The sequence below is a fragment of the Carboxylicivirga linearis genome (assembly GCF_018271995.1).
Taxonomy (GTDB): domain Bacteria; phylum Bacteroidota; class Bacteroidia; order Bacteroidales; family Marinilabiliaceae; genus Carboxylicivirga; species Carboxylicivirga linearis.
This window is the reverse complement of sequence record NZ_JAGUCO010000001.1, coordinates 430,110-451,217: the sequence shown is the minus strand read 5'-3', so window position 1 is coordinate 451,217 and position 21,108 is coordinate 430,110. Positions and strand designations below refer to the sequence as shown.

Sequence of the window (21,108 nt, the reverse complement as noted above, 5' to 3'; positions counted from 1 at the left end):
AAAATGGTATAACAAAATGAATTTTTAGAATATAAAATCAATTAAGCAATCCATTCCCTTTAGGCACGATATTTGATACTTTGCACCTGCAATTTCAGAGATGAAGAAAGGTCGATTACATACAGGTCTCAGACTTACCCTATGGTTAGTAATTGTGATGTTGATTAACAACATGCTCAACATCCATAATAAAAACATGGGAGCAAACGACAACTTCAATGAAGTTCAAAGTTTTCTGGAATTAGCAATGCTTATGGTAGATGCCGATAATGAAATTGCCGACATGGAAGATGAAGACAGTGGTTCTGTTTCGCTATTTAAAGCTTGGTTTTGTCATTCACTTCCTCAAATAGAGTTTTTCTCACTTACCGAAAAAATCACACATAGCAACTATGTTTGCAATTACCAATCTCCCACTCAAAAAATCAGCACACCACCTCCCCGATTATCCTAAACACATCAACAACCCAACTTTTCCTTTTTAGGCTTTATGATATACGGAGCCTGACAATCCTTTAGTGATAATAATTAATTAATTACAATGAAATTAAAATACATTGCACTGCTTATTAGTGCGCTTTTCTTTAGCATGTCTAATGCCCAAGAAGACATTACATCCGTAGACACCCTATCAAAAAAAGGGGCTGTATCAGAACTGAAATACATAAAACAATCGGGTTTTGCCAATGCATCATCAAAAATATTCAGTGCCGACCGACGCTTCACCATTAGTGGTTTTGGAGAGGTGAATTATGTAAATTACGACAGCCCTGTTGCCAATAAAAGCGATAAAGAGATAGAACAATATTACTCGAACCTTTACCGTGGTGGTTTTTATTTTGGGTATCGATTCAGTGATAAATTTATTGCCATGTCGGAAGTGCAAATGGAGTACCTGCACGATGGAACCCGTGAAGGACACTTTGAGGCCAACCTTGAAATATCGTTTGATTATTTACTTCACAAAAATTTCAATATAAGGGTTGGTAACTACCCGCTTAACCTTGGCTGGGTTAACGTTAACGAAGAACCCATTGCGTTTTACACAGTAAATCGCCCCGAAGTAGAACGCACCATTATTCCAACTCAATGGTTGGAGCAAGGAGTTCTGTTTTATGGACAGGTAGTAGGCGAAACCGAATACCAGTTTGGTATAACAAAAGGATTAAGAGGGGCAGACTTCACCTCCGGAACCTGGATCCGCAACGGACGTTATACAGACTGGACTGAATGGCCACCTACCGTTGCATTTAATGGAAAACTAGCCTATGGTCATGAAGACAGAACCATGTTGGCTCTGGCCGGATATTATGGTGATGCATCAGGAGCTTATCGCTTTGAAGAAGGTGACTTTGCGGGTGAGCGCTTAAATTCAAACCTAGGGTTGATGACCATTACAGCGGCCCATAACATTGGTGACTTTACACTTTTTGGTTTATACTCTAAAGGATGGTTAAGCGGAACCGAACAGATTTTCCAAATCAATAACGAAATAGTGGGAGCCGAAACAGTAGGGTATTACCTTGAAGGTCGTTACGACATTATGCCATTTGTCAAACCCGGCTCAACCTGGAAACTACCATTGTTTGTACGCTACGAAAGCATGAACACTCACCAGAAGATTGACGACAACTTAAAACCATTAATTGGCGAAGAGGGCGTTACTGCCGACTTAAAAGATCTAGAGATTTTATCAGTAGGATTAAATGTTAGACCTAAAAAGAACTGGACGTTTAAAGCCAATTATCAGTTTAGAAATAATCGATACGCTGATGCGCCTAAAGAAGGAAACCAATTTGAGTTAGGAGTTGGATTTATATTCTAGATTCTACCAATAACACATCTGGTTTCAAATTTGAACACCTGAAAACCACTGCTAAAGCTTTGCCTTTGGTGGTGGTTTTCTTTTATATAATCATCCTCAACCAATCTAAAATAACTTGTTGTGCTTATGGTTGAAAGATTTATCTTTGCAGCTCGAAAAATGTAAAGTATGATTTCAGTTGATGGATTAACCGTAGAGTTTGGTGCAAGTACCTTGTTTAAAGACATTTCGTTTGTGATTAACGAAAAAGACAGGATTGCTTTGATGGGGAAGAATGGCGCCGGTAAATCAACCCTGCTGAAAATATTGGCAGGAGCCCGTGAGGCTAATAAAGGAAAAGTATCTGTTCCTAAAGACAAGGTGGTAGCTTACCTTCCACAGCATTTGATGACTGAAGATAACCGCACCGTATTTGAAGAGGCATCGCAGGCATTTGCCGAAATTCAGGCAATGGCAAAACGTATTGAAGAAATCAATGCTGAGCTGACTACCCGCACCGACTATGAATCGGACGAATACATGCAATTGATTGAAGACGTATCAACCCTTAGCGAGAAATATTACTCCATTGAAGAAACCAATTACGATGCTAAAATTGAGCAAATATTACTGGGCTTAGGTTTTACCCGCGATGATTTCAATGCTCCAACCAGTCAATTTAGTGGAGGATGGCGTATGCGTATTGAGTTAGCCAAAATTCTACTTCAAAATCCTGACCTTATACTGTTGGATGAGCCTACCAACCACCTCGACATTGAGTCGATTCAGTGGCTCGAAGAGTTTTTGATCAATTGCGGAAAGGCTGTTGTTATCATCTCCCACGACCGTGCTTTTGTGGATAACATCACCACACGCACCATTGAAGTAACCATGGGGCGCATATACGATTATAAAGTTAACTACTCACAATATTTAGTTCTTCGTCAGGATCGTCGCGAGCATCAACTCAAAGCCTACGAAGAACAACAAAAGATGATTGCTGAAAATCAGGCATTCATTGAGCGTTTTAAAGGAACCTATTCCAAAACACTTCAGGTTCAGTCGCGCGTTAAAATGCTCGAAAAACTAGAATTGGTTGAAGTAGATGAAGAAGACACTTCAGCTTTGCGATTAAAGTTTCCTCCGGCTCCTCGATCAGGTTCTTACCCTGTAATTGCGACCGAAGTAGGTAAAAGTTACGATGAACATCTGGTATTTAAAGATGCCTCATTAACCATTGAGCGAGGCGAAAAAGTAGCTTTTGTTGGTAAAAACGGCGAAGGTAAATCAACATTGGTTAAAGCCATTATGGACGAAATAAAGTTTGATGGCGAATTGCAACTGGGACACAATACCATGATTGGCTATTTTGCCCAAAATCAGGCTTCGCTGATGGATGAAGATTTAACTGTCTTCCAGACCATCGACGATATTGCTGTGGGCGATGTACGTACTAAAGTAAAAGATTTGTTGGGTGCTTTTATGTTTGGTGGAGAGGAATCAACCAAGAAGGTGAAAGTACTTTCGGGTGGTGAACGTACCAGATTGGCAATGATCAAATTGTTGCTCGAACCTGTTAACCTTTTGATTCTGGATGAGCCTACCAACCATCTGGATATGAAAACCAAGGATATCTTAAAAAGTGCCTTACAGGCTTATGACGGCACTTTAATTCTGGTATCACACGACCGTGATTTCCTTGACGGATTGGTATCGAAGGTTTATGAGTTTGGTAACAAAAAAGTAAAAGAGCACCTAAGCGATATTAAAGGCTTCCTGCACACCAAAAAGATGGAGCATCTGAATGAATTGGAAGCTGTAAAAGCATAATATAAAAACCTAACAGGTTTAATCGCATCTTGCAAACAAACCTGTTAGGTGTAATATCTTACTTACGTTGTTCTAAGCCTAATTCTCTGGCTGAGATCTCACGCATCTCCACCTTACGAACTTTACCCGTTACAGTTGTTGGAAACTCATCCACAAACTTCCAGTAATGTGGTATTTTATAAGTAGCAATTTGCCCCTTGCAATAATTCACCAAATCTTCTTCCGTAATTCGCGATCCATCTTTCAACACCACCCAGGCCATAACCTGCTCGCCGTATTTCGAATCAGGGACACCAATTACTTGTACATCTTTTATCTCATCATGATTATGCAAGTACTCCTCAATCTCGAAAGGCGAAACATTTTCGCCGCCACGTATGATTAAGTCCTTGATACGCCCCACTATTTTCACATAACCGTCGTCATCCATCTCAGCCAAATCACCGGTGTGCATCCATCGCCCTTCATCAATTACTGATGCAGTAGCTTCGGGATTATTCCAGTATTTCAGCATAACTGAATACCCACGTGTGCAGAATTCACCTTTTTCACCTCGCGAAACTACCTTACTGGTTTCAGGATCAATAATCTTAATTTCTAAATGAGGATGTACCTTACCAACCGTGGCACATCGACGATATTCGGTATCATCCACAAAAGTTTGGGTACTAACCGGCGATGTTTCAGTCATACCATAGCAAATACCAATCTCCTTCATATTCATCTTCTCACGAACGGCCTTCATAGCCGATTCTGGACAAGAGGCTCCAGCCATAATTCCGGTACGAAGACTCGAAAAATCGTATTTATCAAAATCAGGATGATTTAGTTCAGCTATAAACATAGCAGGCACCCCATACAGTGAAGTACATTTTTCATCCTGAACCGTTTGCATCACTACTTCCGGATCAAAAGCTTCACCTGTTAGCACCATACACGATCCGTGGGTGATACATGCCAGATTAGCCAGCACCATGCCAAAGCAATGATACAGTGGCACCGGAATACATACCTTATCTTTCTCGGTGTAACTTAAACGCTCACCAATAAAAAAACCATTATTAAGTATGTTATGGTGCGAAAGCGTTGCACCTTTTGGGAAACCAGTTGTTCCGGAAGTATACTGTATGTTAATCGGTTCATCAAATTGAAGACTTTTTTCCAGCTCCTGCAATTGCTCATCCGAAACTTTCTTTCCAGCTTCCAGCATCGAATCCCAATCGTGATCAATTACCACAATATGCTTCAGATGAATACACGAAGGTCGTACCTCATTTAATATATCAATATAATTAGTCTTGCGAAATCCCCTCGACATAATCAGCAGACTAATTTCTGACTGCTTAAGAGCGTATTTCAACTCAGCGGCTTTGTATGCCGGATTCACATTAACCATAATCACCCCGATACGAGTAGTGGCAAATTGTACCAACACCCATTCATATCGGTTTGGAGACCAGATACCAACCCTGTCACCCTTCTTAACTCCAAATGAAAGAATTCCTTTAGCCACTTCTTCCACTTGTTGCCAAAATTCTTTGTACGTAGCATGATAGTTTTGATAGGGTACTACTAAGGCTTCATTATCAGGATATTTATCAACGGTTTGCTTTAATTGTTGCGAGATGGTGATACCCAGCAATGGAGTAGAAGATATACCATTGTCATACGATAATTTATTCACTTTTCCTGGTTTTTGGTTGTAATTCGAAATCAATGAAGATAGTTTTATTTCGAATTAGTGCGTTTTAGCCTCACAAAATTAAAAGAATAATTTTCGCCTCAAATAAAAATGTCCGAAAAAGATATGTTCTCAACAGGCAAAATAATCGAAACTATTAGGGCAATACAGGTGTAGCGTATCATGAAAAAGTGAGGTGCGTACCTTGGTAAGAGTGACATGCGTACCTTGTAAGAGTGACGTGCGTACCTCGTAAAAGTGACGTGCGTACCTCGTAAAAGCGAAGTGCCTTTCATCAAAAAAAAGGCCGCACCCAAAACGGGTGCAGCTCTTTGAATAATCTATAAATACTCTGTTAGAGTTTCTTTAATCCTTTTAATTCTGATTTTTCAACAACCTCAGTAATACTTACAGCATAACCTCCGCCCGGAGCACAATACTGGCTCAGTTTTGACTTACTTGTAACCACGTACTTTTTAATTTGGTACGATTGAGGATTATTTTTATAGTGTGCATCTTTTGTATCGGCATAAACCGTTGCCACATATTTCTTACCTGGAGTAAGAAAGTTGAAAGCTACTTTTGATACACGTCCATCATCGCCGTTTGTACTACCAACAAACCAGTTATCAGCCCCTTTTTCTTTACGGGCATAAGTGATATATTTTCCCGGTTCAGCTTCCGGCACTTTGGTTTCATCCCAGTCAAGAGGTACATCTTTTATAAACTGAAATGCATCCATATATTTCTCATATGTCTCTGGTAAATCAGCAGCCATTTGCAAAGGACTGTACATGGTAACATACAATGCCAACTGACGAGCAATGGTAGTATTCACCCATGAGTGATTATCAGGATTGTACTTACTAACATCCGGTTCAAATATACCTGGAGTATAATCCATCGGGCCTCCAATTAATCGGGTAAATGGTAAAATGGTTGTGTGATAAGGTTTACTTCCACCAAAAGCTTCATATTCTGTTCCGCGAGCCGACTCGTTACCAATTAAGTTAGGATATGTACGACATAACCCGGTTGGACGAACAGCCTCATGGGCATTTACCATAATTTTGTAATCAGCTGCTTTTTTTACCGCATATAAATAATGGTTAACCATCCATTGACCATAATGCGTTTCTCCCCGTGGTATAATATCACCAACATAACCGCTCTTGACCGAATTATAATTGTTATCAACCATAAACTGGTAAGCCTCATCCATATGACGTTCGTAGTTACGTACCGAACTTGAAGTCTCGTGATGCATCATCAGGCGCACTCCTTTGCTTTTGGCATAGTCACGAAGCATTTCTACATCAAAATCGGGATAAGGTGTTACAAAGTCAAACACATAATCTTTTGATTTACCAAACCAATCTTCCCAACCTATGTTCCATCCTTCAACCAAAACAGCATCAAAGCCATGTTCAGCGGCAAAATCGATATGATTTTTTACATGCTCGTTGTTCGCGGCATGTTTTCCATTAGGAGTTGCATTTGAAAAATCAGTCTCTCCAATTTTCACACTAGGTAAATCGGAGTATGCCCACGAACTTTTACCAGTAATCATTTCCCACCAAACACCAATGTATTTAACCGGCTCAATCCAGTCTGTTTCTTCGTAAGCACAAGGCTCATTCAGGTTAAGCGTTAAGGTCGAAAGTAGTATATCAGCTGCTTCGTCACCGGCAATCACCGTGCGCCAAGGCGTTGTGCAAGGTGCTTGCATATAACCTTTCTTGCCTTGGGCATCGGGCGTTAAGAACGACTCAAAAATCATATTCTTATCATCTAATTCAAGATGCATACAAGCATAGTCTATTAAAGCAGCCTCATGTAAATTAAGGTATAGACCATCATCAGTTTTCAGCATTAAAGCAGTTTGAACACCCGTTTCAGAGAATTGTGTTTGTGAAGCATTATCTGTAATGGCACCTTCCATCAAACCTCTTATTTCCGACATTTTTGAGATGGTGTAATCATACTCTTGTGTATCAAAGTCACCTGGAATCCAGTAGGCTGTATGATCACCTGCCATTGCAAACTGAGTATGTTCTTCCTTTATTACAAAGTAAGTCAGGTTTTCCTGCTCAGGAAATTCATATCGAAATCCTAAACCATCATTAAACAATCGAAAACGAATAATCATTTTACGATTTGTTTCTTCTTGATTGACAGTAACCGCCAGTTCATTATAGTGATTACGAATCTCTTTGTACTCACCCCATACCGGTTGCCATGTTTCATCAAAGGCAGATGTCTTACTATCAACCATTGTAAATCCATCAAGCAAATCAGGAGCATCAAATAATTCAAATCCCAAATGACTTTCTTTCACAAGCTCTTTCCCTTTAAAATCGAGTTTATAACTTGGTTTTCCATCAATTAGCTGGAATTGCATTTTAAAATTCCCATCTGGTGAGTTCAGACTTTGTCCATACATCACCGAAGCAAATAATACCATGTTGATAAGGAATAGTAATTTTTTCATTGCACTGTATTTATTTCCGATTTATATTCTTAGCATCAATCAACGAATTTATTCAAATTAGATTACGAGAAGATTACTTAAGGACAAACAACCAAATATTATCGACAATCGACACAAAGTAAGGAATTGGCTGACCAAAATCAACTTCCTTTTACTCGTTTATTAATGCTGAGTTCGATAAACTCTCTCATTTAACAATAAAGCAATCAACAATCCTTATTAAAGGATGCCAATCACTGCAATCACTAGCCTTCAAAATTATAAATTTGATAAAATGAATCTTTTCGTTTACTAACACCGTAATATCAATGTTAAATTTTAATGCCCTTTGTTAATTAATATTTATGTTTGTATAGTATGACTTATAATGTTCTTATGTAGCCATTTGAGGAGTTCTTGGTTACACATTATAACTAAACTTTTGGGGATGAAAGTGAAATTTCTTTGGACGTTTTTGGCCCTCTGGGCCCTATCTTATATAAGCCTATTTGCTCAGCCTACCGCAACTATTGTGAGTGCAGATACTGACTCTTGCGAATCTGGAAGAGCTGAGCTAAAAATCTTATTTGAAGGAGAAGCTCCGTTCGGTATTGTCTATGTTATTACTAATAAAGAAACGAATGGAGCCAGATATCAGCTGGAACTTAATCAGGATATTTTTGAAAATGATTTAGAAAATGGCGTGTGGACAACGTCTACCTTAACCATGTCTGATACTTCGGAAATTACATTGATTGAAGTTTTTGATAATACCATTAATTCAGCCGACTGGAAATATTCCCCAAGCGATGATGGATATGGATCAACAGATGTTTCCGGATCCATGACAATGAACATTAATGCAATGCCTACTCCCAACGCAGGCGATTTTACTCCCCAATGTGGATATGTAGCACCTCTAAATGCAACTCTCAGTGACCCTAACCACATTATGTATTGGGATGATGTTACCGGAGGTGGTTTTAATAACAACTCCATCCCCAATGCCATTTTCACTAGTGAAACAGCTGACACATATACGCTAACTCTCACTGAAGAAAACGGTGCATGTAAAGCTACAGATGAGATTGTTGTTGATTTATGGGGTTCACCGGAAGCAACCATCAGTGGTAATCAGATTATTTGCTCAAACGATGGGGTTAATTACCAACTGGAAGTTAATACTGTAATTAAAAACGGTACTTCACCATATAGGTATACCATTTCTGATGGCCAAGATGAACAAACCAGAACTAATATATTAGCTTCTGATCTTATTTCTATTCAAGCTACACAAGAAACCACTTGGAATTTAACCGAAGTTATTGACCAAAGAGGTTGCGCGGCACATATCGACAGCTTACATGGTGAAGCCATTGTTGTTGACAATAAACCCACTCCCAATGCCGGTTTGGATGCTAACTGGTGCAACGCAGATTTAACTAAAGGTTATACTTTAAATGCAATTATAGATAAAGGAAGTGGAGAATGGCTACCAACAACTGGTATCACATTCGACGATGCAATTTCAACCAACGCTGTTGCCACTGCCGATGGTTTTGGAACCTATACCCTCTCATGGCAGGAAACAAATGAAGGTTGCAGCGATATTGCAACTGTTGATATAACTTTTATTAATCCGCCAACACTAGCTCTGGCAAAAGGCGATACGGCCATTTGTGAAGGAGCAAATGCTGTACTACGAACTCAAACAACCAGTGAATATTATCCTCTAACACTTAACTATACTGACGATGACTATCAGGAAGTTTCATTAGGTAATTCATACACCGAAACAATACTCAATCCTGTTGAAGTTGGATTAAACTCCTACCAGCTTGCAAAGCTGACCGACAACTTGGGTTGCTCTTCAGATTTAAGTGAGGAATTTTCGGTAGAGGTTGATTTTATTCCGAAATCAGTACCCGGGGATTATTATCCTGAATGCGGTAATGAAATTATTCTTAATGCTAATCTGGACGATGAAGAACAAGGAACCTGGTCTTCACTTTACGGAGAGTTTTCTGATATTAATTCGCAGTCTTCAACCTTCACAATTGACAGAAACAATCAAGAAGTACAGGAAACGCATACCTTAAGTTGGCGTGTAGAGAATGTGAACAATGCCAATTGCGTATCGACACAAACGGTTGATATAACCTTTAATAAATTACCCGAAAATGTGTTTGCCGGTGATAACCAGACTCTATATTTAATTGATTCAATAAGCCTTAATCCAACCGGATGGGAAGAAGGTATGATTGGCTGGTGGGAAAGCTCCTCTCAAAATGTTATTATGCAAACATTACCCGACGGAAGCGGACGAGCTATAGAAATTCCGGAAGGAGAGACTTATCTTACCTGGAATGTTAGTAGCAGTGATGATTGTGTTGTAAGTGATGAGTTCGTCATAACCCAAAAACTATTAACTGCCCCAAATGGATTTTCACCAAATGCTATTTCAAACAATGAATTTATAATTGGCGGAGCTGAACATTTAGACGATACACAATTATATGTCTTCAACCGGAATGGAATGTTAGTGTATGATGAAACTAAATACGGCTCTAACGGATGGTGGAAAGGCTTTGATAACAATGGAAAATTACTACCAGCAGACACCTATTATTATACATTTACCGGAATAACAAAAGACACTAAAGAACTTCAGACTAAGAAAGATTTTCTGGTAATAAAATACTAAACAGCAAAGCACAATGAAAAGAATAACCCAACTGATACTCATTTTTCTGACCATTCCAACAGTTGCTGCTTTTGCTCAAAAAGATCTGGTGATGAGTCAATATATGCACAATCGCTATGCTGTTAATTCTGCGTTTGCCGGAAACAGAGAAGCTATTTCATTATTTGGTTCATACCGACAAAAATGGGTTGGTTTTAATGGTGCTCCAAGCGAACAATACTTAAGCGGACATGCACCCTTAAAGAATAAAAAAGTGGCTTTAGGTTTTGATGTCTTCAATCAGGAGTATGGAGTAACAAGGCAAACAGGAGCTTCCCTTTCATATACCTACCGAATATTGATGGATGATAATAAAAGGTTAAGCTTTGGCTTAAATGCCGGTTTTGTTAATTATAACTCAAACTGGACCTCCGTAAAAACCTTAGACCCTGATTTAGGTAACATTTTCTCTTCCAACGAGAGTGCTGGCTCACCAATGGTAGGCTTGGGTATTGCCTGGTATAACAATCACTTCTTTGCCGGAATATCTGTACCTAACTTCATCTATTTTGACATTGGAAAATCTGAAACGGAAGGATTTGCTCCCGATAAATCAGATTACATAGCAACTGCCGGATATCTGTTCAACTTATCAGAACACTTCGATATTCAACCAAGTGTTTTAACCCAATATAATCCACAATTCAAACCTATAATTGATGCAAATGTTACAGCCATTTATAATAAAATGATTTGGCTGGGAGCATCATTCAGAAATAACAAGGATATTGTAGGATTAATAGGTTATCAGATTACCAATCAAATGCGCTTTGCTTATAGCTTCGACTATTCGGCTGGTAGTTATTTAAAATCATACAACAACGGAACTCACGAGATTTCAATACAGTTTGATTTTGGATATAAAATTAGTACTCCAAACCCTAAATTTTTCTAATCCACTTGCAATGAAAGTAATATATTTAACCATATCTCTACTAATAGCAATAACTTCAGGTGCAGTGGCTCAGGATGTTCAAATACAGAAACTTCCTTTTAGCAGTAGCTCTAACAACGAAATGTCTCCTTTTCTGAGGGATTCAATTCTATATTATAGTTCAAACCAACCTGTAAGTTTTTTGAAACGTTATTACGACGACAACAAACAACTACTTTACCACATCTTCAGTGCCCAATTAAATGCCGATTCAACATTTACTAAACCGGTACGTTTTGAAAAAGATTTTCTTTCTCCTTTTAATACCGGGTCAATAACTTTCTCAGAAGATGGAAATGTGATGTTTGTTGGTCAGAACCATTACGACACCTATAAAAGAAGTCAAAGAAGTCGATCGGGTAATTTGATGGGCGTATACCAGTCCGAGATGGGCAATAGAGGATGGTCGCGAAAAAACAATCTACCTTTTAACTCACGTCGGAATTACAATACTGCTCAACCAACCATAAGCTCAGATGGACAATTTCTGTTTTTTATATCAGATATGGAAGAAGGTTATGGTAAAACAGATATTTATTACTCTGAAAAAATAAACGAAGAATGGGGACCTGCAATAAATATGGGAGACAAAATTAACACCAGTGAATCGGAACTCTTTCCCTTCTATCATTCAAGTGGCAAGCTTTATTTTGCTTCCAATGGTCATGGTGGCAAAGGAGGTCTGGATTTGTTTTACTCCCTTCAAACGGAAGAAGGATGGAGTACTCCAATAGCTTTAGATGATGATATAAATACCGAAGCAAATGATTTCAGTTGCTTTATTTCTGAAGATGAACAATGGGGATTTTTTGGCTCCGACAGAGATGGAACCGATAACCTTTACCGATTCGATCGTTTGTTTCCCATATTTGAAGCATGTGAATTACAGCAGGAAGATAGCTATTGCTTCGAATTTTATGACGATATGACACTAGAAGCAGATGATACCGAAGGACCTTATAAATACCAATGGACTTTTAACAACACAGATAAAGCCATGGGCGATACCGTCTTGTATTGTTTTAAAGGTCCGGGAGAATACAGTGTAAAACTAAGTATGATAGATACATCTATTGGTGAAGAGATCTTCGCTTTATCGGAATACACCATTGATGTAACCAGGATTGAGCAGATTTACATTACTGCTCAGGAAGATATTAAAATAAATCAGGAAATCACCTTTGATGTTACTGAATCTCACCTTGGTGACTTTACTCCAAAAGAATTTTATTGGGATATGGGTGATGGAACTTTACTAAAAGGTGAAACAATTCATCATATATTTCGAACAAAAGGAAAGTACCTTATTAAGTGTGGTGCTATATCAACTAAACACCCCCTATTAAAAATGTGTTCAATTAAAGAAATAATTGTAAGCGATTAATTATGTCCAAATTACTCAAACTACTCCTGCCACTTTTACTGACAAGTATTTTATCTAAGGCGCAACCTGTGCCTGGAACCGATGAGAATATTCCTAATCTGGTCACATTTGGATCAGAAGGAGAAACCTATTGGGGAGATGATAACTTTTGTCAGATTATCTTTTTTGCCGTACCTGAGAATTTTAATAGCCCTATCTATATCCGCGTATTCGATCCGGATACCGGAGGAGATAATGATGAGGTTCAAGGCGAATGGAATACCCGAACTAGATTTAGCGTATACGGTGGTAAAGGAAGTTGTTCTAATCAAGATGCCCGTGATGGTAACCTAGATGGTGATTACGACAGTGGTTCAGAGCTGGACTCTAAAATATTTGGCAACGATCCTGAATATAACCTTAACTGGTATACATTTGGCCCTTACAATCCAAGCGAAGGTGAGTATTTACCTGAAGACGGAGGTTATATATTTAAAGTAATTATTGAAGGTATATCGGGCGATGATGGAAATATGTATCGGCTATTTTTAAGTAATAACGCCAACGACAATCATGAGGTTGAAGGGGCATTTGCCTATTACTTCAAGTACAAATTCAGAATGCATGATGATGTAACACAAACATCTCATATTTATCCTTACCTTAATGATACTTCGACGGTTTACATTAAACAATCAAATTTTGACTGGGACAAAGATGGTATTATTCTGGTGCGGTCTGTTGCCAGACCTGGGTCTCCAATGAAAATCTCTGCCGATGATGATTGGGCGGAAAGTAACTTTAAGATTAAAAAAGAAGAATATTTTTCTTCTCTGGATATACGCATGGTAAAAAATAAAAGTGCTCATATAAGAAACAACAATGTGGTTATCCGCTTAGAGAACCAGGATGGTAAAGGACTTAAACTATACAGTGTTCCTATTGGAGGCGTACCTAAATACATCCCAAAACCAACTCATAGAAAAGTAAAGGCCCAATAATATGTTAGAAAAATTCTTATCAGTAAAGCATTGTATATTAATCCTCTTCCTTACTATTGTTTTACCAGGTAATCTCATTGGTCAATCCTTTGATTTTAAAAGCTACAATAGTGAAATTGGCTTGCCTCAAAACTATGTATATAGTCTAAAGCAAGGAAATAATGGCTATTTATGGATAGCTACAGGAGAGGGTTTGGTACGATACGATGGGTTTGAATTTAAAGTATATACAGAAGAGGATTCATTAGCAGATGCATTTGTAAATACACTCTTTATAGATCATAAAGGATCATTATGGTGTGGACATAAAAATGGAAACCTTTCGTACATAAAAGATGGTGTCTTTCATAAAATTATATTGAAAGAAACCAATCAAAAAATCAATGCTATTGATGAGGATGAGGAAAATAACATTTGGGCAATAGAACAGCGCAAAGGTTTAATTAAAGTCGACAAAGATTATAATGTTACCACCTACTTTGGACGAAAGAAATATAAGATACGGAACTATTATTCACTAGCTGCCATCAACAAAACCAACTTTTTAATAGGTACTAGCGAAGGTTTGTATCACGTTATTTTTGAAGATGAAACTTATAACAAGGTAGAAGTATCAAAGGTTGAAGGTATTCCGGAAACAAGAATAAACACTATTGTTGAAAGTAAAAGCAGAAATGGTCAGTATTGGATTGGTACCGATGATAACGGTTTTTATCAATATCAAACAGGAAGTGACGAAACGGAACACATGACCGATAACAAGCTGTGTTTAAAGTTCAATATTGAAAAAGAAACTGTTAATGATATCTATGAAGATCAGGATGGTAATTTATTGCTGGCTACCAAAAAGAATGGAGTAATAAAACTTTTCTATAATTCCACTCAAGACGTCTACACTGAATCAATGAACTTCTCTACCATTAACGGTTTGGAAGTAAATTATATCACTAAGATATTAAGTGACAGAGAAGGTAGCTATTGGTTTGGAACCTACGGAGGTGGAGTAGCCAACCTAGTAAATCAATATTTTATCTTCTACAACCTGGAGGAAATTGGCTTTAAAAGTCAGAAGGTTCACTCTATATTAAAGTCAGGCAATCAGTTATGGCTAGGATTAGACAATGGTCTGATTAAACATGATCCATTATGCTTTACTGATTTCGAATTTTATGACCCGGCTCTTGGTGTTCCGCGTGATAAGATAACTCAACTTTATGAAGATAAAAAAGGAATAATTTGGGCTGCAACAGCAAATAAAGGCTTGTATTATCGCAGCCCAAACGAGCTTAGGTTTAAACCCTATTCTTACACCAAATCTGAATCAGGTAAAAAAATTAACGATCTTTTAGGTATCGACTCTCTTATATATCTTGCTACAAGCGAAGGACTATATCAGTTAAATACAGACAAACACAGTCAGAAATTTTATGATATGGGTAGTGGTTTATCTCACAATACTATCAATTTCATTTATCAAGACTCTGATGGAATCATATGGGTAGGCACAAAGGATAACGGAATTTGCAGTATCTCAGAAGATAAGATCGAACGCCATAAGTTAATGCAAGCAGCTGTTAATGTAGTTGATATGACAGAGGACGTGCATGGAAACAAATGGCTGGCTACTAAAAACAAAGGAATCATCTATTATTCTGTTGATAGCATGAGAACCATCACCATTAAAGATGGTCTTAAAAAGAATTATTGCTATAACATTGAATGTGATAGTCAAAATCGTTTATGGGTTTGTCATCATGTTGGACTAAGTTGTGTGGACCTGAATTCTAATAAAATTCGGATTTTTGATCACAACAATTCAATGGATGCTGAATTTAATCAAGTAACAAAGGCGCAAGATGGGTCTCTTTGGTTCGCTTCAAATAAGGGAGCTATTAACTATAATCCTTTAATGGATTCGAAAAATAATGTGGCTCCTCTTTTAAATATTACTGCATTAAAAATTGATGACGAACACTATGCAACAGAAGAAGAAATTAATCTACCATACCCATACGGTAAAAGGTACTATAATCTAAGACTCGATTTTAGAGCAATAAGTTTTATAAATCCAGAAGGTGTTTCTTATGAATTTAAAATTGATGATGTTGGAGATAGTGACAAAGACAAGGAATGGACGCAACTTGGAGACATTAACTTTAAAGAAATTGATTATCTGCGGGAAGGAAAACATAAGATACGAATACGAGCTTATAATGCAGATGGAGTAGGCACAGGAACTCCATTAACTGTTAATATTACCGTAGCTAATCCATTTTGGTATAACCCTTGGCTAATTGCGTTGGCTTTTTTATTACTTGGTTATTTAGTTTATTTACTCATCAAGTTCAGAGAACGAAAGTTAAAACAACAAAAACAAATATTACAGCGTGAGGTCGATTCTCAAACCATTGTACTAAGAGAACAGAAGGAGGAAATTGAGCGTAAAAACAGAGATATAACAGATAGTATCAATTATGCCAAAAAGATTCAATCTTCTATTCTACCACCAATGAATGATTTAATGAATGTACTTCCTGAATCTTTCATTTACTTTTCACCCCGTGATATTGTTAGTGGTGATTTCTATTGGTTTAACAGAAGTGGTGATTATCTGATTATTTGTTGCGCCGATTGCACAGGACATGGTGTTCCTGGAGCATTTATGTCCATGATTGGAACTACCATCCTTAATGATATCTTCCGCTTACCCGAGATTAACTCTCCTGCAAGTGTACTTGAGAAACTTGATGAAGAAATTAAAAAACTTCTTCAAAAGAGTGAAGAGACCCAAAGTAAGGACGGTATGGACATATCAGTTGTAGAAGTTCATATACCAACACGCAAAATAAGATTAGCATCAGCTAAGCGTCCAATATACCTCATTATCAATAACGAATTGAATATTTATAAAGGTAATCGAAGGAGTATAGGAGACAGCTATCAGGATAGTGGTAAGAATGCTTTTGTAAACATTGAGTACAACTGTTCAATAGGTGATCAAATTTACCTGTTTTCGGATGGTTATCCTGATCAGTTTGGAGGCCCGTTAGGTAAAAAATTCATGAAGGTTGGAGTTCGTAATTTGGTTGAAGAAATTCATGAATTACCTTCTGATCAACAATACCAAAAAGTAAAATCAAACTTTGAAAACTGGAAAGGTGAATTAGAGCAAATTGATGATGTTCTTTTTATGGGAATAAAATTATAGAAGAATACAGGTTTAAAACAAAAGAGCAAGGTTGTTATCTCCCTTGCTCTTTTTATTTTATTCTTTCCTTTTTTAAAATTACTGCAATCTAAATCGTGCAATCATATTTGTCAGCTCGCGAACATGACTATCTAGCTCTGTTGAACTGGATGCTAATTCCTCGGAAGCAGCAGCATTTGACTGAGTCACATGATTTAATTCACTAACAGCATTATTCACCTCTTGAGCTCCAATAGCCTGTTCTTTACTGGCTTCTGAAATCTCCTGAATCATTGAAGTAGTTTTAGTAACATCATCCAATACCCCTCTTAACTTTTCACCAGCGCTAGAAGAATCCATCACACCTTGATCTATTAACGAACTAATAGCATCAGATGCATCTTTGCTTCGTTCAGCCAACTTTCGGACTTCAGCAGCTACAACCGCAAATCCACGCCCTTCTTCACCGGCACGAGACGCCTCAACAGCAGCATTTAAAGCCAAAATATTAGTCTGCTGAGCAATTTCTTTGATCGCCACAATTTTCTCAGCAACCTTATTCATTATAGCCTCACAGTTACTTGATGCTTCGGTACCTTCGCGTATACTCACCGCCATAGCTAAGGCTATCTGCTCTACCTGTAAACTAAAATCTTTATTTAGATTTATAATTGAACCCATTTCTTCCATTGAAGCCGATACTTCTTCAGTAGAAGATGCTTGTTCACTTGCTCCTGAAGAAATATCGTGAGAAGTTGTATTCATTTGCCCACTGGCTGTAACCAAAGCATCAGAACTCACTTTAATCTGATTAATCAATTGCCCAATTCCATTTACCATTTCATTCAAGGCGACTATTAAGTCACCTATTTCATCTTTTTGGTTCACTTCCAGTTTCTGACTTAAATCACCCTCAGCAATTTGCTGTGCGAATACCACGCCTTTATTAATACCTTTAACAAGAAAGGAGGAGATAAAAAAGGCTAAAAACAATCCTACTCCTAATGAAGTAAGCAAAATAATCAGTGAAATTAAACCTGTAGATTTAGCTGCCTTTACCATTTCATCTTCTGATAGAATATGATCCTTTGAAATGGCAATGGATTTATCAAATAACTTACCCAAGGTATCGAGTTGTAACAAGGTATTTGTATAGAAAATACCATTTGCTTCTTTAGACTTTGCTAACTTATTATTGGTTTGTTGAATCAACCCATTAAGTTTTGATAAAACTCTGTCAGCCGCCTGTTGCGTATTGTTTTTAAAGTAAGCTTGAGCACCCTGATAATTTCCTGCACTTATCAGCCGTTGCAAAGACCTGGAGGAGTTATGTAACATTCGATGTGGTTCATCCAACTCTTTAAATGCTTTCATTAGTAAAGAATCCTTTGCCAATATCTGCTCTGTGTCAGGCTGAGATAACCACGTACCTAAACCACATTTTGTATGATCAGTTTGAACTCCTAAACGTGATTGCTGGTTTAAAATGGCTTTCTCAACATTTAATAACCAAAACAAATGATCAGCTTTAGCCTTATTTAAAGCTATTGCTAAATTAAGATCTACATGCTGATGCAGTGATTCAATTGAAATAGCAGATTGATGAAGTTTCATGTGAGGTTCTTCAAACTTCGCCAACGTACCTGCTAACTCAGGCACCAGTTGTTCTGCATGTTTTCTACCTTCACCATAGTACCAATGTCCAAAATCGCATAAATGATGATCTGTCTGAACTCCTAATCCGGTGGCTTCCGGACTGGTTAAAAATTCACTTACTTGTTTGGCCCATAATAGATGCTGTGTATAGCGGGTTTCCAATTCAGCCCGCAACTTGTTTCCATCAATTACCTGATTGGCATCTCCAACAATGCCAAAAATTCCTAAGTTAGCGACTAATCCCACTAAGCAGAGTAAAAACAAGACCAACCCAAAACTCACTAAAAGCTTGAGTTTAATCTTCATATTATTCCACAATTTCATATGATTTAGATTTGGTTATACAATCTAAAATTTAGGAAAATATCGTTTAGAAACAAAATGAATAATACACAATCAAAAGACTGTCATGCATCTGTAAATCATAATTATACCAAATCCATATATTATTTCAGCAAATCTATATCTCTCTTATGCTAATCTACACACTACAACAATGACTAATGTTGGATTACAAATATTTCTTCAATACATTCCAAACCTACCTACAATAACTTTATTATACTTATTGTTTATCTGAAAGTTTATCAACATTAAATTCCATTCTTCAATAATTTATTGTAGAAGCTAATTTCTACACAATAACCTGTTGATATAAGCCTGATTTTGCCATAAATTATTGTTCGAAAAACAGTCAACAAAATGAATGATTTAACTACTATTTTAGGCATCAGCGTTTTTGACCGCACAAAAGAGGCAGGTCACGTACAAACACTTCTTACAAGATATGGTTGCTCTATTAAAACAAGGCTTGGATTACATGAAGTAACTGAAGACTTCTGCAGTCATAGTGGACTCATAATACTTGAGCTTTTTGGCGATCCTAAAGAACAAGAAAAACTTGAACAGAAACTTACTGTTATTCCAGGAGTTGAAGTTCAAAAGATGATATTCAACTTAAAAGGTTAAAATACCATACTATTAAAGGTCATAAATAGTCTTTGCTTTTGATCGATTACGTCGAAGGTTTTCATACTTATATTGGCGGATAACCTCCTGAAATACAGGAGCGAAATCCTCACCTGGAGAAGGAGAAGGTGATAATCGGAGCTTTCCTTCCGGATCAATTATATAATAAACGGGAAGTGCTTTTATATCATAATCCAGCACTACTTTAGGCATTAAACCATAATGCAGAAAATCCCACTTATACTTGTTGTCTTTAACCATCTTTTCGGCATTTGTAGGATCTTCATCTAAAATGATGGTAACCAGTTTCACATCTCGCCTCATTTTTTTTGCAATTACATTTAATAACTGCAAGTCTTGTTTACAAGCATGATTCTCGGTGTGGATAAAACTTAGGTATACAAAATGGCCTTCGTAATCACTTAACGATTTTTCTTTACCATCCAATCGATATAAAGTAAATCCTGGGGCTCTGGTTCCCGCCCGTAACCAATTTACTTTTTTGTGTAGTCCTTTTGCCAGATTTTTAATTTCTTTGGAACAACCAACCTTCTCGGCATTATTAAATAGATTAATAATCTGAACTTCATTATACCTACCTGTATAAAAGGCATCATATAATCCTTTCAATAAAACAACTTCAGCCAATTCAGGATTAGTAAACAATGGATCAGTCTGCAAAATAGTTGATAAAGTATCGAACCCTACCTGATTAGTAAAAGCACCTTTAAGGGAATCACCAATAGAAGTTGAAAAGTAAGAAGTGAAAAAGCTTTTAAAAACAGTATTAAGAGCTGTTTTAAAACTTGGCAAGTTAGTTTCTACATCATTATTTGTAAACACCTCCTCAATAACTCTCCTTTTTTGACGTTTATATGCAAGTGTTTTAAGTTCGGCATATGCATACTCTTTATATTTATAGAAATAGCTGCCTACATTAGCTGGATATAAACTATCTAATTCATTAATGATTGAGTTTGCCTTTTTTACGTTACCCCTCGAAAAAATACTCATTGCATTTTCATCATACAGCTGCTGAAAAGCATAATCAAATTCGATAATTGTTCGGTTCAAAGCTTGCGCTTCTTTATTAGCAATACCAATCACCACATCTTCAGGAATAAAAAAAGGATTGAAACGTTCGGCATCAGTTCTTGGCTGAAACGGTGGTAAAATAAGCTCGTAACTCTGACCAGGTTCTAAATAAATATTCCCTCTGAAACGCCCTACATCTAACGAGGCATAGGTTATTTCATTAATTTCAATAACTTCATAAAAAGCTCCTTCCTTATCAACTTTGATTGTATGAAGATCTCTCATCTCAGAAGAAATAGGATTGATCATGGTTTCCAATACCAGACTGTAGTTAGCATATTCTGGTGCTTTACCTTTTATAACTACATTTTTTTGCGCTATGGCTTGAACAGCACAAATTAGTATGGCTGAAACTATTAAAGAAGCTTTATTCAC

At 37.3% G+C, this 21,108-nt stretch carries 13 protein-coding genes; 9 read left to right on the top strand and 4 right to left on the bottom strand.

Annotated elements, in window-relative coordinates; genetic code table 11:
• Window positions 1-100: 100 nt before the first annotated feature.
• The 3 genes from KEM10_RS01960 to KEM10_RS01950 all read left to right on the top strand — a co-directional run bounded on the left by KEM10_RS01960 (window position 101) and on the right by KEM10_RS01950 (window position 3,634).
• Window positions 101-454, top strand: a complete 354-nt coding sequence (locus KEM10_RS01960) for a hypothetical protein (RefSeq protein ID WP_212212772.1) — start codon at window positions 101-103, stop codon at window positions 452-454.
• An 87-nt stretch (window positions 455-541) separates the two neighbouring features.
• On the top strand, window positions 542-1,825 hold the full coding sequence (locus KEM10_RS01955; RefSeq protein WP_212212771.1) for a porin family protein: 1,284 nt from the start codon (window positions 542-544) through the stop codon (window positions 1,823-1,825).
• Window positions 1,826-1,993: 168 nt separating this feature from the next.
• Entirely contained in the window at window positions 1,994-3,634 is a 1,641-nt protein-coding gene (locus tag KEM10_RS01950) for an ABC-F family ATP-binding cassette domain-containing protein (protein WP_212212770.1), read from the top strand.
• A gap of 58 nt (window positions 3,635-3,692) precedes the next feature.
• On the opposite strand, the gene KEM10_RS01945 is transcribed toward KEM10_RS01950, so the two are convergent.
• Both KEM10_RS01945 and KEM10_RS01940 read right to left on the bottom strand, forming a co-directional pair.
• Window positions 3,693-5,318, bottom strand: a complete 1,626-nt coding sequence (locus KEM10_RS01945; protein WP_212212768.1) for an AMP-binding protein — start codon at window positions 5,316-5,318, stop codon at window positions 3,693-3,695.
• 352 nt (window positions 5,319-5,670) lie between these two features.
• Complete coding sequence (locus KEM10_RS01940) at window positions 5,671-7,806, bottom strand: glycoside hydrolase family 97 protein (RefSeq protein WP_212212766.1); 2,136 nt, start codon at window positions 7,804-7,806, stop codon at window positions 5,671-5,673.
• A 427-nt stretch (window positions 7,807-8,233) separates the two neighbouring features.
• Between KEM10_RS01940 and KEM10_RS01935 the strand changes: the two genes are divergently transcribed.
• From KEM10_RS01935 to KEM10_RS01915, 5 genes are read left to right on the top strand one after another with little or no spacing between them, the layout of a single operon-like run.
• Window positions 8,234-10,489, top strand: coding sequence for a T9SS type B sorting domain-containing protein (locus KEM10_RS01935; protein ID WP_212212764.1), 2,256 nt, complete (start codon window positions 8,234-8,236; stop codon window positions 10,487-10,489).
• Between the two features lie 13 nt (window positions 10,490-10,502).
• Complete coding sequence (locus KEM10_RS01930; RefSeq protein ID WP_212212762.1) at window positions 10,503-11,423, top strand: PorP/SprF family type IX secretion system membrane protein; 921 nt, start codon at window positions 10,503-10,505, stop codon at window positions 11,421-11,423.
• Between the two features lie 10 nt (window positions 11,424-11,433).
• A complete protein-coding gene (locus KEM10_RS01925; RefSeq protein WP_212212760.1) occupies window positions 11,434-12,846 on the top strand; it encodes a PKD domain-containing protein in 1,413 nt (470 codons plus the stop codon).
• Window positions 12,847-12,848: 2 nt separating this feature from the next.
• Complete coding sequence (locus tag KEM10_RS01920; RefSeq protein ID WP_212212757.1) at window positions 12,849-13,826, top strand: hypothetical protein; 978 nt, start codon at window positions 12,849-12,851, stop codon at window positions 13,824-13,826.
• A 1-nt stretch (window position 13,827) separates the two neighbouring features.
• Window positions 13,828-17,034, top strand: coding sequence for a ligand-binding sensor domain-containing protein (locus KEM10_RS01915; RefSeq protein ID WP_212212754.1), 3,207 nt, complete (start codon window positions 13,828-13,830; stop codon window positions 17,032-17,034).
• Between the two features lie 78 nt (window positions 17,035-17,112).
• On the opposite strand, the gene KEM10_RS01910 is transcribed toward KEM10_RS01915, so the two are convergent.
• Window positions 17,113-18,993, bottom strand: a complete 1,881-nt coding sequence (locus KEM10_RS01910; protein WP_212212753.1) for a methyl-accepting chemotaxis protein — start codon at window positions 18,991-18,993, stop codon at window positions 17,113-17,115.
• Window positions 18,994-19,371: 378 nt separating this feature from the next.
• On the opposite strand from KEM10_RS01910, the gene KEM10_RS01905 reads away from it, so the two are divergent.
• A complete protein-coding gene (locus KEM10_RS01905; protein ID WP_212212751.1) occupies window positions 19,372-19,638 on the top strand; it encodes a hypothetical protein in 267 nt (88 codons plus the stop codon).
• Window positions 19,639-19,650: 12 nt separating this feature from the next.
• On the opposite strand, the gene KEM10_RS01900 is transcribed toward KEM10_RS01905, so the two are convergent.
• Window positions 19,651-21,108, bottom strand: a complete 1,458-nt coding sequence (locus KEM10_RS01900; protein ID WP_212212749.1) for a TlpA family protein disulfide reductase — start codon at window positions 21,106-21,108, stop codon at window positions 19,651-19,653.